This is a genomic window from Brevibacterium sp. CCUG 69071 (assembly GCF_021023135.1).
Taxonomy (GTDB): domain Bacteria; phylum Actinomycetota; class Actinomycetes; order Actinomycetales; family Brevibacteriaceae; genus Brevibacterium.
On the sequence record NZ_PGFV01000002.1, the window covers coordinates 691,567 to 705,967 of the forward strand.

General features: G+C 67.0%; 12 protein-coding genes. 8 read left to right on the top strand and 4 right to left on the bottom strand.

What is annotated here, in order from left to right:
- The first annotated feature begins 45 nt into the window (after positions 1-45).
- Both CV023_RS08350 and CV023_RS08355 read left to right on the top strand, forming a co-directional pair.
- Entirely contained in the window at positions 46-1,692 is a 1,647-nt protein-coding gene (locus CV023_RS08350) for an HNH endonuclease (protein WP_230745004.1), read from the top strand.
- Between the two features lie 96 nt (positions 1,693-1,788).
- Positions 1,789-2,427: a hypothetical protein gene (locus tag CV023_RS08355; RefSeq protein ID WP_230745005.1), complete on the top strand. Its 639-nt coding sequence runs from the start codon at positions 1,789-1,791 to the stop codon at positions 2,425-2,427.
- A 53-nt stretch (positions 2,428-2,480) separates the two neighbouring features.
- Here the strand turns inward: CV023_RS08355 and CV023_RS08360 are convergent, their stop codons facing one another.
- Positions 2,481-3,278: a siderophore-interacting protein gene (locus tag CV023_RS08360; protein WP_230745006.1), complete on the bottom strand. Its 798-nt coding sequence runs from the start codon at positions 3,276-3,278 to the stop codon at positions 2,481-2,483.
- Positions 3,279-3,407: 129 nt separating this feature from the next.
- Here CV023_RS08360 and CV023_RS08365 point away from each other — a divergent pair, with 129 nt between their 5' ends.
- From CV023_RS08365 to CV023_RS08390, 6 genes are all read left to right on the top strand, one after another.
- A complete protein-coding gene (locus CV023_RS08365) occupies positions 3,408-5,558 on the top strand; it encodes a prolyl oligopeptidase family serine peptidase (RefSeq protein WP_230745007.1) in 2,151 nt (716 codons plus the stop codon).
- A gap of 116 nt (positions 5,559-5,674) precedes the next feature.
- Complete coding sequence (locus CV023_RS08370) at positions 5,675-6,754, top strand: lipoate--protein ligase family protein (RefSeq protein WP_230745008.1); 1,080 nt, start codon at positions 5,675-5,677, stop codon at positions 6,752-6,754.
- A complete protein-coding gene (locus CV023_RS08375) occupies positions 6,751-7,590 on the top strand; it encodes a peptidase E (protein WP_230745009.1) in 840 nt (279 codons plus the stop codon). The genes CV023_RS08370 and CV023_RS08375 overlap by 4 nt, the downstream gene beginning before the upstream one ends.
- Positions 7,591-7,631: 41 nt before the next feature.
- Positions 7,632-8,417 carry an FAD-dependent thymidylate synthase gene (gene thyX / locus CV023_RS08380; RefSeq protein ID WP_230745010.1) on the top strand — a complete coding sequence of 262 codons (786 nt, stop codon included), beginning with the start codon at positions 7,632-7,634 and terminating at the stop codon, positions 8,415-8,417.
- 91 nt (positions 8,418-8,508) lie between these two features.
- Entirely contained in the window at positions 8,509-9,087 is a 579-nt protein-coding gene (locus tag CV023_RS08385; RefSeq protein ID WP_230745011.1) for a CG0192-related protein, read from the top strand.
- Positions 9,088-9,094: 7 nt separating this feature from the next.
- Positions 9,095-9,526, top strand: a complete 432-nt coding sequence (locus CV023_RS08390) for an HIT family protein (protein ID WP_230745012.1) — start codon at positions 9,095-9,097, stop codon at positions 9,524-9,526.
- Positions 9,527-9,538: 12 nt separating this feature from the next.
- On the opposite strand, the gene CV023_RS08395 is transcribed toward CV023_RS08390, so the two are convergent.
- The 3 genes from CV023_RS08395 to CV023_RS08405 all read right to left on the bottom strand — a co-directional run bounded on the left by CV023_RS08395 (position 9,539) and on the right by CV023_RS08405 (position 14,383).
- Entirely contained in the window at positions 9,539-10,621 is a 1,083-nt protein-coding gene (locus CV023_RS08395) for a zinc-binding dehydrogenase (protein ID WP_230745013.1), read from the bottom strand.
- Between the two features lie 64 nt (positions 10,622-10,685).
- Positions 10,686-11,606, bottom strand: a complete 921-nt coding sequence (locus CV023_RS08400; RefSeq protein WP_230745014.1) for a 3-methyladenine DNA glycosylase — start codon at positions 11,604-11,606, stop codon at positions 10,686-10,688.
- Complete coding sequence (locus tag CV023_RS08405) at positions 11,603-14,383, bottom strand: ATP-dependent RNA helicase (protein ID WP_230745015.1); 2,781 nt, start codon at positions 14,381-14,383, stop codon at positions 11,603-11,605. The genes CV023_RS08400 and CV023_RS08405 overlap by 4 nt, the downstream gene beginning before the upstream one ends.
- Between the last annotated feature and the right edge of the window lie 18 nt (positions 14,384-14,401).

Below are 14,401 nucleotides of genomic sequence, written 5' to 3' on the forward strand. Positions count from 1 at the left end.
CTCGCCAGAAAAGTCATGTCAGTGCCGAGGTCTAGTCTGGTGGGCATGGAAGCAGAGACGGTTTCAGATACAGTCGCCGAGATACATCGGTGGCGTGAAGAACTGTCCTCTCTGCCGCCGGCGGCGACCGAGGCCGAGGCCATCGACCGGATCACCGCACTCGAGGAACTGAACTCGACAAGTGCCGCTATCCAAGCACGAGAAGCACTCACCCTCGACATGCTGCGCAGAAATCGCGAATCCGTGGACGGGATGCCGAGTATGAAGCAAGGGCGTGGGCTTGGGGCCGAGGTCGCCCTGGCCCGCCGGGTCTCACGGGCACGAGGCAGCGCCCTGCTCGGCTTCTCCCGCACCTTGATCATGGATATGCCCAACACCTTCGCCGCGCTGAAGAGCGGGACCATCTCGGAGGAGAAGGCGCGCATCGTGGTCAAGGAGACCACCTGGCTGCCCCGCGAGAAGCGACAGGAAGTCGACGAGCGGATGAGAGAGCGCCTCGCCGAAGTGGGTATCCGTCGTCTCGGCAACGAAGTCCGTGCGCTGGCGCAGAAGCTCGATCAGGAGGCGGCGGTCGATCATCTCGAACGACGCACCGAAGAGCGTACTGTGACCGTGCGTCCGGCACCGGGGAACATGGCCTACCTGACCGCGCTTCTGCCCATGCCGCAGGCGGTTGCGGCCTATGCGAACCTGAGCAGGTCGGCGCAATCCCTGATCGGGACCGGCCAGGCCGAGGGCAACTCGCAGTCCCAGCTCATGGCAGATCTGCTCGTTCAGCGTTTGACAGGGCAAGAGGGCGCCGAGGCGATTCCGACCGAGGTACATGTCGTGATGAACGAGAGCAGCCTCTTTGCAGCGGGTGAGGACCCTGCCTGGTTCCCCGGGTTCGGGCCGATACCCGCAGAGTCGGCCAGGAACTTCGTGGCCGCGAACGAAGCAGAGGTGTTTCTCCGCAGGCTCTACACGAGGCCCACTGACGGCCAGCTCGTCCGCATGGACTCGAGGCGCCGCGAGTTCACCGGACTGCTTCGACGTATGGTCATCATCCGCGACGATGTCTGCAGATCACCCTGGTGTGAGGCGCAGATCAAGCACGCCGATCATGTCGATTCCTTCGCCGGTGGGGGAGCGACCGGGTGGGACAACGCGTCAGGTCTGTGCGCAGCCTGCAACTACGCGAAGGAACTCACCGGCTGGCGCCACGAGGCAGCTGCCGACAGGCTGGTGGTCACCACACCCACCGGACACAAATATGGGGCCGGGACCCATGCGATCGCACCGCCGGATCCCAAATACGTCGAAGGCGAGGTAGTCGATGAGTTCGTCGTCGAGAGTTCGACCGGACCGCCGGGGCCGGAATCGACCGGACCGCCGGAGCCAGGTGCGACCGGCGCACGGGAGGTGGAACCACCTGGTCCGCCGGGGCCGGAAGCGCACGGGCCACCGGGACCAGAATCCGCCGGGCCGAAGAATTCGAATGTGCCCGACCAGCGCGATTCGGAAGCCATCCCGAGGTGGCTGACGATTCCCCGGTTCGGCAGGAAGCAGAGCTCGACTGTCGAAATCCTCGGTCGGACCATCGGCGTAGATATGTGGTTCAGGGAGGAATTGCGTCCTCGCCCCGACGGAGGACCGAGTCCGGCCGAGCGACTCCTCACCAGGCGATTGCAGGAAGCCGGACACCGAGAGTGATCAGGTCAGCAGCGAGAGAGACCAGGGCAGCGGGATGTGACGGAATGTCACCTCGAGTTCAATCAGCTGACCTTGGACATGGCTAGTGTGGGAGTTATGAACGATGTGTCCGCGACGGGGTCGTCCGGGATTCAGCCTGATCTCCCGGTCGAGCTCGTGTGGGGACTCCCCGGCGGACTGGGGCCGCATTGGGACCCTGTGAGTTCGACTGCCGAAATTCCAGGAGTGCTGCCGCCACCGAGCGAGGTCGAGTCACTCTATGGCGCCGCTGCCGCACTGCCGCCGCTGAATGAGGACCCGAAGTACGCGGCCCTGTTTGCCGACGTCTACGAGGTCTCGGTCCGCAACGGTCAAGTCCTCGCCGCTCTCACACGGTCGAACGGCCACCTGAGATCGTTCGCCTACGGACATTTCTGGTCCTGGCAGGAACAGAACTACTCATGGGCCTATGAATTGAACGAGAGCCTGGGCGATGCCGCCCCTCACCTCGAATGGACCTATGCGCTCAACCTGCTGGCGCGCGATCCCGACTGGAAGTCGACCGGGATCGGACGGCGCACCCTGGAAGGATGGCTCGGGGGTGTCAGCGGATACGCCTGCTGGCTGCAGACCGACGACATCGATTCGCCCGCTCGGCGAATCTACAGCAGCCTCGGGTTCGTCGAACTCGGACACGGACCGCAGGCACCGAACGGACAGCCGGGGCTCGTGATGTTCCGTCCGCCTGTACTCTGAATCGTGCTCTTGAATGCTGAACGCTGAACGCCGAACGCAGACCCGGCACCTGCTCAGCTCGGTGAGGCTTTGCCTACGCGCCAGTACCCGCAGAAGGTGATGTTCGACTTCGGGATGCCACGGTCGTTGACCAGGTGCCGCCGTGTGCCGGTGGCCAGAGCAGACTCCCCGACGGCGAAGGCATAGAGGCTCTCGGCAAGAGGAAGCCCACGCAGCGTGGGCAGGGCCTGCGAACCGGGGGGCGCGTCCGGATCGCGAATCACCCATCGGACGTCCATCCCGTCGGGTGCCTCGACGTCCTGCTTGTCACGTTCGTCGAAGATCTCGATGATGGCGTCGCCGACGGCCTCGCGAGGCATGTCCCGCAGAATTCCCAAGGCCGCCGGCATACCGCTCTCATCGGCGACGATGAGCGACTTCTCGGCCGGCAAGGGAGACCAGCCGCAGCCCTGATCGATCAGGGCGACCGGTGAGCCGGGTTGGGCAGTGGACGCCCACGGCCCCGCCACGCCCTCCGTGCCGTGGACGACGAAGTCGATATCGAGCTCGCCGGTGCCTTCGTGGAATTGACGGACGGTGTAATTGCGAATGACCGGGCGGGTGCCCTTGGGCAGAGTCAGGAACTTCAGCAGACCGCCGAATCCGAATCGCTGCGGCAGATTGTCGAGTCTGTCATTCGTCCGGACCGGGAGAGCCAGACGGAACCACTGATCGAAGCCTCTGTACGCAAAGCTGCCCAGATCTCCACCGGCCAGAGTCACACGGATGATATGCGGACTCACACGATCCGTCCGTTTCACCTCGGCGAGGATGAGCCCCGAATCGGAACGGGTGACGGAGACGGTGGGCATGATCGGTTCCCTTCGCTGCCGCAGAAGGTCCGACGGCAGAGATGAATAGGTGAGGCTTACCTTATGGACAGTAGGCAAAGCCGGTTTGAGAAGTCAACAGGGCCGACGATCAACCGATAGCATGACTCCATGCGCAACGATGGAGCACAGGACCTCAGCCCAGAACCCGAGGATGAGAACCTCTGGCTCGAAGATATCCACGGCGAGAAGCAGCTCGCATGGGTCAAAGAGCAGAATGCGAAGACGCTCGACCGCTTCCGCGACGGATTGTTCGACTCGCTCGCCGGTGACCTCCGCACGGCTTTGGACTCCGATGACCGGATCCCGATGGTCGCCAAACGCGGCGACCACTACTTCAACTTCTGGCGCGACAAGACCAACCCCAAGGGGTTGTGGCGTCGCACCACGTGGGAGAGCTACCTCACCGGTTCACCCGACTGGGAGATCCTGCTCGATCTCGACGAGCTCGGCCGCGTCGAAGAGACGCCGTGGGTGTGGGCCGGTGCCATGGTCCGACGCAGCGACCGCCGCAGGGCGCTCGTCCTTCTCTCACCCGACGGCGGGGACGCCCACCGGGTGCGCGAGTTCGATCTTCAGTCGAAGACCTTCGTCGACGGCGGGTTCGACATCCCTTCCGCCAAGACGCGTCTGGCCTGGCTCGACGACGACACTCTCCTCGTCGCCACCGAGACCGACGAAGACTCATTGACCACCTCCTCCTACCCGCGCCAGGCCCGGGCACTCAAGCGCGGACAGGACGTGAGCGAAGCGCAGATCGTCGCCGAGGTGCCCCGCGATCACGTTGCCATCTTCCTCGGCAGCGACATCGATCCCGGCAGCGACAACAGCGACCGAGCGGTCATCATCGACGCCATCGACTTCTTCAATACTTCAACGAGCGTCCTCGACATCGACGAACTCCGACTCATGGACGGCAGCACCACGGTCGAGCCATCGGCATGGGAGAAGGCACTGACCACCGTCGACGTGCCCACCGACGTGGAAGTCGGTGTCGAACGCGACTTCGTGCTCTTCCGCCCTCAGTCGGAGTGGAACAGTGAGACCGTCACGGTGCCCGCCGGAGGACTCGCGATCGCCGACATCGCCGAGGTGCGCGCAGGCACCATCGCCCCGCGCGTGATCTTCGCACCCGATGCTCACACCGCGCTGCAGTCCTTCACCTGGACCAGGGACTTCCTCGTCCTCGAACTGCTCTCCGATGTGCAGTCGGAGCTGGTCGTCCTCGACCCGAACGACGATTTCTCCGCCCGGCACCTGTCCGGAGTCCCCGCCAACCACATGGTCGGGCTCGGTGCCGTGGATCGACACGACGGGTCGACCGCCAACGACGTCTGGCTGATCAGCACCGGATTCCTCACACCGTCGACGCTGTCCCACGGCCGCCTCGGCGAGGACGGCTTCGACGCCGAGGTGATCAAGTCCGCCCCGGCGCTGTTCCCGGACGAGGGCCTCAGCGTCGAACAGCACTTCGCCACCAGCGCCGACGGCACGAAGGTGCCCTATTTCCAGATCGGGGCCGAAGGCCTCGAACTCGACGGTGCCAATCCCACCCTCCTCGACGGTTACGGCGGCTTCGAACTCAGCAGAACCCCCGCTTACTCGCCCGTCGTCGGCATCGGATGGCTCGGTCGAACCACCTCGGCGGGTCGACGCGGCGTCTACGTGCTCGCCAACATCCGCGGCGGTGGGGAATACGGGCCGGCATGGCACACCTCGGCGATGCGGGAGAACCGGATGCGCTGCTACGAGGACTACGCGGCAGTCGCCCGCGACCTCATCGACCGGGGCGTGACGAGTCCGACGAGCCTGGCCTGCGCCGGCGGATCGAACGGGGGACTGCTGGTGGGCAACATGCTCACCCAATATCCGCAGCTCTTCGGCGCAATCTCCTGCGGAGTTCCGCTGCTCGACATGCGCCGCTACACGAAGCTCAGCGCCGGCTACTCGTGGAAGGCCGAATACGGGGATCCGGACGTGGCCGAGGACTGGGAATTCATCCGCGCCTTCTCGCCCTACCACCTGCTCGCAGACGGCACCGACTACCCGCCCGTGCTGTTCTGGACGGCCACTTCGGATGACCGAGTCGGACCCGTGCAGGCGCGGAAGATGGCTGCCCGGATGCAGTCGAAGGGGATCGCGGACGTGTGGTTCTACGAAGACACCCAGGGTGGGCACGCGGCGGCCTCGGACAATGAGCAGACCGCATTCACGCGAGCATTGAGCTACCGCTTCCTGTGGAACACGCTGACAGGCGAGTGAGCAGGGGAGTGCCGGGAGGAATGGTCAGGGCGTGAGCGGGGAGTGGGCAGGACAGTGACGGCGCGAGTGAGCGATTTCACAGCCTCCGGGCGCCGCCCGAGCGTAGCGTTGGCATCATGACGAACGAGAATCAGCGCTTTCACGGCGAGTACAAGGTCATCGGCGGCAAACTCGTGGTCGCCGATGTGGAGACCGACGGCACGGTCATCACCGGGGTGAAGATCTCCGGCGACTTCTTCCTCGAACCCGAGGAGGCCTACTTCGATCTGGCCCCGGCACTCGTGGGGGCCAGCGTCACTGCGGACAACGCGGCCCTGCGTCAGCGTCTCGACGCCGCGCTTGCAGGCTATGGATCAGAGCTGGCCATGCACGGATTCTCCACCTCCGACATCGCCACGGTCGTCCGCCGTGCGCTCGGCTCGGCGGCGAACTTCACCGACTTCGACTGGCAGGTCATCCGCGGTGAAGTCCTGCCCACCCAGCTCAACGTCGCCCTCGACCAGGTGCTCCTCGAAGAGGTGGCCGCCGGCCGACGCAAGCCGACCCTGCGGTTCTGGGAATGGGAGGACACCGCCACCGTCATCGGCGCCTTCCAGTCCTACGTCAACGAACTGCGCCCCGAAGGCGTGGAGAAGCACGGAGTGCAGGTTGTGCGCCGCATCTCCGGCGGCGGAGCCATGTTCATGGAGGGCGGCAACTGCATCACCTACTCGATGTTCGTCCCACCAGCACTCGTCGCCGGGCTCGACTATGAGGAGTCCTACGTCTTCCTCGACCAGTGGGTGCTCGCGGCGCTGAAGAGCCTCGGTGTCGAAGCCTTCTACAAACCCATCAACGACATCTCGTCGACCGGGGGCAAGATCGGCGGCGCCGCCCAGAAGCGGCTGCGTGATGGGACTCTGCTCCACCACGCGACGATGAGCTATGACATCGACGCCGACAAGATGGTCGAGGTTCTGCGCATCGGGGAAGCGAAGATCTCCGACAAGGGCGTCTCGAGCGCGAAGAAGCGCGTCGACCCCCTGCGCAGCCAGACCGGTGAGGCCCGCAAGGACATCATCGACGTCATGGCCGCCACCTTCGCCGACCGCTACGGTGCGCACTACGACACCTACACCGAGGCGGAGCTGGAGAAGGCGCGCACCCTCGTGGCCGAGAAGTTCGGCACCGAGAAGTGGACGCTCAGGGTCCCGTGAGTCGACCCCACCCCGCCGAGGCGGTCGTGACCTCCGGCTCAGGGTTTCGCGGCAGGATCGTCGCCCTCGGCGGAGGTGGGTTCTCGATGTCGGTGACCGGGGAATCGGCGATCGATGATTGGCTGCTGGCGGCGGCAAACAGGCCTTTGCCCCTCGTCTGCTTCGTGCCCACCGCCTCGGGCGACAGCCCCGATTACACCCGCCGTTTCGAAGCCGCCTTCGCCGATCGTGCCGAGGCCCATGTGCTCTCACTGTTCGGGCAGAGCCCCTGGGACTACCAAGACCCGCGGATGCTGCTCGACATGGACCTCGTCTACGTCGGCGGCGGCTCGACGGTGAACCTGCTGGCACTCTGGCGTCGTCACGGCGTCGTCGAGATCATGCGCGAGGCCGCCGCCTCGGGCACGATTCTCGCCGGCATCAGCGCCGGAGCCAACTGCTGGTTCGAAGGCTCCTCCACCGATTCCTTCGGGCCTCTTGCCCCGCTCACAGACGGCCTGGGCTTCCTGCCCGGCAGCGTCTGTCCGCATTTCCACGGTGAAGCCGGACGGGCGGAGAGCTTCCGCACCTGGATCGCAGAACAGGCACTGCCGGGCCCCGGCCTCGGCATCGACGATGGTGCCGCCGTGGTCTTTGACGACGGGGTGGCCACCTCGGTGATCACGGAGTCCCCGGACGCACAGGCGCACTGGATCACGAGTCCGGGCCAGCCGATCGAGCCGGGCCAGCCGCCAGGGCCCGGTCAGCCGACTGCCTCCGACCGCATCACCGGACCGGACGAAACGATTGACCCGCAATTGCGGAATCACCTCGGCGAGCGGAGCCCTGAACTGTAGGATTGGGAGTCAACCACGTCGTCCCCTGCACGAGGAGAACCATGCGCCAGGTCGAACCGTCCGTAGAACTGCTCGCGAAGCCCAGCATCGACTGGGAGTCGATGAGGACATACCTCGACGAGGTGGGCGGAACGTCCTGGGCGGATCGAGTCGAAGAGGCCGATTCCCCCGACGCCGAGGATCTCCTCGAGTTCTCCGGACGCATGTGCTACCGGTCCTGGGAGCCCGGACTCAACCCGAACGTGTCCCGTGTGCGCACCGATTCCGCCCAGTACCTGGGTAATGTCATCGCCTCGCAGCACGGTTCCGTCCTCGAGCACGCGAACTTCACCTTCGTCCTCCACAACGTCTCCCGCGTCCTCACGCATGAGCTCATCCGCCACCGCGCCGGCTCCGCGTTCTCACAGGAGTCCCTGCGCTATGTGCGCCTGGCCGACATTCCGTTCTGGTTCCCCGAATGGGCCCGCGAAGACTCCGAGCTGATGGAGCGCAGCCTCAAGGTCCTCGATACCCTCGAGGAGCACCAGAAGTGGATGGCCGAGCACTTCGAACTCGACGAGGAGGGCACCAAGTTCTCCCACAAGAAGCACATGACCTCCTTCATGCGCCGCTTCGCGCCCGAGGGCCTGGCCACCGGCATCGTCTACACCGCGAACCTCCGCTCCCTGCGCCACGTCATCGAGATGCGCACCGCGAAGGGCGCTGAGGAGGAGATCCGGCTCGTCTTCAACAAGATCGGTGAGGCCATGCTCGAAGAGGCCCCGGCGATCTTCAGCGACTACGAAGTCGTCGACGGGGAATGGATCCCCGGCACCCGCAAGGCCTGAGCCCGGCACCAGCAGGGCTCGAACTCCAGCTGCAGGGCCCCAACTCCACCCGCAAGCCCCGAACGAAGCAAATACTGAGAAGGATCACGTCATGGCTGACATCCACACGGCACAGCTCGACCCGGGAAAGCTCGAGATCATCACCGAATGGGTGGCCGAGCAGGACTGGGCCGCTGGGCTCGATCTCGACGCCGCACCGCTGGAGAAGGTCAGCGCCTATCGGTTCGACGACCCGGCAGGCAAGGTCGGCCTCGAGGTCCACATCGTGCGCAGCGGCGACCGGACGCTCCAGGTGCCGTTGAGCTATCGCGAAGCCCCGCTCGAGGGCGCCGAAGAGCACCTCATCACGACCATGGAGCACTCGGTCCTCGGCACGCGCTGGGTCTACGCGGGAATGGGCGACCCGCTCTTCCGGCAGCGTCTCGACCACGCGATCGCCACCGCCGAGACCTCGGCGAAGCAGTACCGGGTCGACGCGGAGGGCAACAAGCTCGAAGAGATCACCGAGGTGGCCCACGCCTTCGGCACAGGCCCCCTGCCCGGAGCCGGCGACGTCGACCTGCTCCACGAACTCACCCTCGACTCTCCGCTCGAAGCCACCGAGGCAGGACTCCTGCTGGGCCGCTGGGAGGGCCAGCCGCATTCGGTCGTCCTCGCCGTGATGGTCTGAGGTCCGGGTGGCCGAGAACTGCATCTTCTGCCAGGTCGTCGCAGGTGAGGCACCGAGCGCGCCGATCGCCGAGACCGAGACGACCTTCGCGTTCATGGACATCCAGCCTGCCTCCGACGGGCATCTGCTCGTCATCCCGAAGGCCCACAGCACGGATCTGCTCGACATCCCGGCCCAGGATCTCGCCGAGGTGGCCCTCGAGTCCCAGCGGATCGCCCGATCCGTCGTCGAAATCTGGGGTGCCGACGGGGTCAACCTGCTCAACTGCTGCGGGGCCGATGCGTGGCAGTCGGTGTTCCACTTCCACATGCACGTCATCCCGCGCTACCGGGATCAGACGAAGGACCGGCTGCGCCTGCCCTTCGAACCCGGTGTGCCCGGCGACCACGAAACCATCAAGGCGCTGGCAGCCTCGCTGCGACCCGCGCTGGAGACGTGACCGCGACGACCATCACCGACCGAGGTCGATGATCGTCATCCCGGCCGCCGGACCCGCCACCGGACCGGCCGCGGGGCCGGCATTGTGGCCCATCGCCTCCATCGCGGCGGGCGCCTCATCGAGGCCGATGATGTGCGTGACCAGATCCTGAGGACGCAGGCTGCCGGCCATGACGAGCTCGAGGAGCTCCGGATACTCGGCCGCAGCCATCCCGTGTGAACCGAGGACGCTGAGTTCGAGCCCGATCACCCGCGGCATGTCGAACACCGGGGGACCGGCCAGCAGACCGATCTGCACGTGCCTGCCCAAAGGCGCCAGGGACCCGATGGCCGCCCGGATCGTGTCCTCCCGACCCAGCGCATCGACCGTCACGGCCACACCGTCGGGACAGTCAGCGGAGTACTGGGCGACCACCTCGGCGGACAGCTCGTCCGGGCTCAGGTCCGATGCGTTCACGGTCCTGCTCGCCCCGAGCCGGCGAGCCCGGTCGAGGGCGGCATCATTGACGTCGACGGCCACCACCTCGGCGCCGATCGCCCGCGCGATCATGATCGCCGAGAGTCCGACCCCGCCGCAGCCGAACACCGCGACAGTCTCACCGGCGTTGAGCTCGGCGCGCACCCGCAGCCCGTGGAAGGCGGTGGCGAACCGGCATCCCAACCCGACGACGCTCGCGGCGGGCAGATCTTCGGGCACTGCGACGAGGTTGACGTCGGCGTGGTGGATGACGACCTGATCGGCCCAGGAGCCGAAATGAGTGAACCCCGGCTGGGTCTGGTTCGGGCACACCTGCGCATTTCCGGACTCACACCATTGGCACGCCCCGCAGCCGCAGACGAAGGGCACGGTCACCCGCTGACCGACGTGGAAATCGCTGACGGACGATCCCGCCGAGGCGATCCGACCGACCAGCTCATGCCCGGGAACATGGGGCAGGGCGATCGTCGAATCATGACCTGACCAGGCATGATGATCGCTGCGGCAGACTCCGGTGGCTTCGACGTCGATGATGACGCCGGAATCGGGAGCCGTGGGGGAGGCGATCTCCCGGAGCTCGGGACGGACGGAGAACTCTTCGAAGACGATGGCACGCATAGCGACGATCGTAGACATGCTCACCCGGCGACGGCGAGCGCGTCCACGACGTGGTTGAGCCGCCTCAGCGCGGGTGCATTCCGGCTCCCGCGAGCGCATCGAGCAGACGCTGCCGCAGCGCTTGGGCCCGCGCGGAGAATTCGCGCTGCCGGGTCATGTATTCGGCCTTGCCCGCCGCGGTCTCGATGGCGACGACGCCGTAGCCCCAGCCGCGCAGGTCATAGGGGGAGGCCTCCATGTCGAGGGTCCGGATGTCGAGTGCCAGATCGAAGCAGTCGATGACGAGGGCCGACGGGGCGATCGGTCCGATCTTCATCGCCCACTTGTAGAGGTCCATTCCGGCGTGCAGACAGCCTGGCTGTTCGTTGGCGACCATGCCCTGTCTGCTCGGCTGCAGGGTGTTGAGCGGTCGGGCCGGTTCGGTGAAGAAGCGGAAGGCATCGTGGTGCGAGCACTGGATGCGATGGCCCTCGACCACAGCGTCGGTCTCGGCGGGACTCAGTCGCAGCGGCACCTGCTGATGCCGACGTTCCTCCTCGCTCAGCCGGTAGACCATCGCCCATTCGTGGATGCCGAAGCAGCCGAAGTTCGCCTCCCGGTGCAGGGTCGAGGCCAGCAGCGAGGCGATGAACTTCGCCCCATCGCCCCGGTCGGTGCGCCAGGACTCGAGGTCCACCTCGGCGAAGTCGCCTCTCGGGTCGGTCCGGTACCAGCGGCGGTCGAAGGCGGCGTGGTCATCCTCGGTCTCGAGTTCGAGGCGGACCCCGACGCCGGGATTCCACTTCGCCAGCTGCCCGACCTTGAACGGATAGTAGGTGAAGAGGAAATCCTCGACCGGGTGCTTCTCCCCGTTCATGCGGCGGGCGATGTGCGCCTCCGTGCGCGCGCTGACTTCGGCCTCGTGGTCATCGCGCAGGCTTCGCCACTCAGAAGCGGGCAGCACAGAACCGGCGCCGAGGCGGTCGAGGACAGATGCGGAAGTCACCGCTTCATTGTCCCAGACCGTTTGGTCCCGCGCATGGCGGGTGCGGTCAGAGGATCCTCCGGCCACGGGTGCTTCGGATAGCGACCGCGGTTCTCGGCCCTGACCTGGGCGTATGCATTGGCCCAGAAGGAGGCGAGGTCACTGGTCACCGCGAGAGGGCGGCGTGCGGGGGAGAGGAGGTGGAGGATGACCGGCACCCGGCCTTCGCACACGCTCGGCGTGGTCTGCCAGCCGAAGCACTCCTGGAGTTTGACCGCGAGCACCGGGCTCTCCGGGGCGGTGGCGCTGGCAGGGTCTCCGTCCTCGGTGTCGTCATCGGCGGGGTCGCCACCGCTATCGGTGTCGTTTCCGCCGGCGCTGCCATTGGTCACGGCCTGATCGGGATCCGGGTAGTCGAGGCGGATCCGCGACCCGGTGGGCACCGCGATCTCGGACGGGGCGAGCTCGTCGAGCCGGGCAGCCTCGGGCCAAGGCAGCAGGGTCCGCAGCGCGGAGACGAGATCGACCTTGGCCGGGTCAGACCCTTTCGCGATCCGGTCGAGTGCCGCCGGGCACCAGTCGGTCAGTGTTCGCGAGAGATGCGTCCACCGCACATCCGGCCACGGATCACCGTAGACGGCATGGAGGAGACCCATCCGGGCGCGCAGCGATTCGAAGGCCTCGGACGGTCGCAGCACTTCCCGGGCACCGCGTTCGGCGACCGAGGTGGCGATGGCCTCCCGCGCGAGCTCCGGTGTGGGCGTGATCGGGGTGGCCGTGAGTTCGATCCCGCCGAGGCGGCTGCGGCGGACCGCTCTCACCTTCCCTTTGGCGAAACTTGCGGACTCCTCGGTGACGAGCAGTCCGGCACCGGCGAGTTCGGCGGTGTCCTGGTCGATGACCGCGGCCGCCCTGATCACGGCTCGGTCGCCGGCGAGGCCGACCTCGGAGATCGCCAGCCACTCACTGCCCTGCAGCGAAGAGTCGCGGGGCAGCGTGGCCGCGGTTCCCGAGGCGAGCAGGTACTCCGACGCAGAGGAGCTGCGCAGCCTGGCGATCTGCAGCGGGAAGGACAGCGCGGCGACGAGGCCGAGATCGTCGGCGCGCAGAGACCGGTGCTCCGAGGTCGTGCGCCCCGAGTCGGAATCCCCGAACTCGGCGGCGAGTCCCGCGAACCGCTTGACGTCCTGGCCGAAGCGCGGGTCTCTGCTGCGCCGCAGAGACCTGAGCAGAGCGAGGAGGTCGGCCCCGGGAGCGCGCTGTTCGGATTCCATCACCGCGATCGCCTCGGCGGCTTCATGCGCGGACAGCATCGCCGCTCCGTCGAGGAGTCCCCGAGCCGACCACACGGAAGCCGGGATCCGCGCGATGGCACGCCCGAGTTCGGTGGGGGTCAGGCGCTCGCCGGCCTCAGGCTCGGGAGTCGCAAACCCGGCAGCCTCGGGCTCGACCGCGCCGAGCGCGCGCAGATTCTCCACGGCCAGCCGGTACGGTGCCACGGGCATCGGATCCGGCAGCAGGTTCGGATCTCCGCCCCACACGGTGACCGCGAGCACCGCCGCGGTGAGATCGCTCGTCGCGATCTCCGGCGGGGTGTGCTCGGGCAGACTCGCCCAGTCCGCTTCCGAGAGGCACCGGTAGGCGATGCCCGGGCCCAGACGTGCGGCGCGACCGGCCCGCTGCGTCCCCGAGGCCTTGGACTCCCGCTGCGTGACCAGGCCGGACATTCTCCGCCGCGTGTCCAGTCGGGGGCCGCGGGAGAGTCCGGAATCGACGACGATGCTCACGCCGGGCACGGTCAGTGCCGACTCCGCGACCGAGGTCGAGACGATCACACGACGACCGGCCGCCTCGGCGTGGGGTCGGAGGATCGCGTCCTGCTCCTTGGCCGGGGTGCGCCCGGTGAGGGTGTGGACGACAGGTCCGTCCGACCCGCCGTGCGACCCGTCCGACCCGCCGTTCGACCCGCCCGACCCGCCGCCTGGCCCGCCCGACGAACCGAACATCCGCGAGCGGACTCGGGACGCGATCTCCTCGACCTCCCGGGCGCCGGGGGCGAAGACGAGGACATCGCCCTCGGGGTGCGCGCCCACGGCGTCGACCGTCGTCGAGGCCACATGGTCGAGGAAATCCCTGGTCACCCCGCGGGCATCGAGACCTCGCCGCTGCGGAGGTGCCCAGCGCACCTCCAAGGGGTGGACTTCGGCAGTCACCGACAGATGGGTCGCGGGCGATTCCGGGGTGCCCAGACGCCGTGCCCAAAGTGCGGCGTCGAGGGTCGCCGACATCACCACGAGGCCGAGGTCCTCGCGCAGATCGATCATCTCCCGACACATCGCGAAGGTGAGGTCGGTGTCGAGCTGCCGTTCGTGCACCTCATCGAGGACGACGGCACCGACACCGGCCAGCTCGGGATCGCGCAGCAGGCGGCCCAGCAGCACGCCGGTGGTGACGAATTCGATGCGTGTGCGCGCCGATGTCCGCGCTTCGCCGCGAACCGTGAACCCGATGTCCTCGCCGAGGCGGGCCCCCGTCAGTCCCGCCAGCCGCCTGGCCGCGGCGCGGGCGGCCATCCGCCGCGGCTGGGTGACGACGACGCGACCGGGGCGCCGCTCGGCCACCAGCGGCGGCACCAGGGTCGTCTTGCCTGAACCGGGAGGGGCTTCGATGACCATGCGGGGGAAACGGCCCACCTCGGCGATTCTCATCTGATCGATGAGCGCGGCGGCCGGCAGACCGGATCCGATGCTCTCGAGATCGAAGGATCGCGGGCCTGGTGCGGATGGCGGATGGGACATGCACCCAGTCTCTCAGCT

Excerpts from the sequence above, each read along its gene's own strand:
- thyX (WP_230745010.1), top strand. The coding sequence starts at position 7,632 with ATGCGCCAGGTCGAACCGTCCGTAGAACTGCTCGCGAAGCCCAGCATC.
- CV023_RS08365 (WP_230745007.1), top strand. The coding sequence starts at position 3,408 with ATGCGCAACGATGGAGCACAGGACCTCAGCCCAGAACCCGAGGATGAG.
- CV023_RS08360 (WP_230745006.1), bottom strand. The coding sequence starts at position 3,278 with ATGCCCACCGTCTCCGTCACCCGTTCCGATTCGGGGCTCATCCTCGCC.
- CV023_RS08370 (WP_230745008.1), top strand. The coding sequence starts at position 5,675 with ATGACGAACGAGAATCAGCGCTTTCACGGCGAGTACAAGGTCATCGGC.
- CV023_RS08350 (WP_230745004.1), top strand. The coding sequence starts at position 46 with ATGGAAGCAGAGACGGTTTCAGATACAGTCGCCGAGATACATCGGTGG.
- CV023_RS08405 (WP_230745015.1), bottom strand. The coding sequence starts at position 14,383 with ATGTCCCATCCGCCATCCGCACCAGGCCCGCGATCCTTCGATCTCGAG.
- CV023_RS08355 (WP_230745005.1), top strand. The coding sequence starts at position 1,789 with ATGAACGATGTGTCCGCGACGGGGTCGTCCGGGATTCAGCCTGATCTC.
- CV023_RS08395 (WP_230745013.1), bottom strand. The coding sequence starts at position 10,621 with ATGCGTGCCATCGTCTTCGAAGAGTTCTCCGTCCGTCCCGAGCTCCGG.
- CV023_RS08385 (WP_230745011.1), top strand. The coding sequence starts at position 8,509 with ATGGCTGACATCCACACGGCACAGCTCGACCCGGGAAAGCTCGAGATC.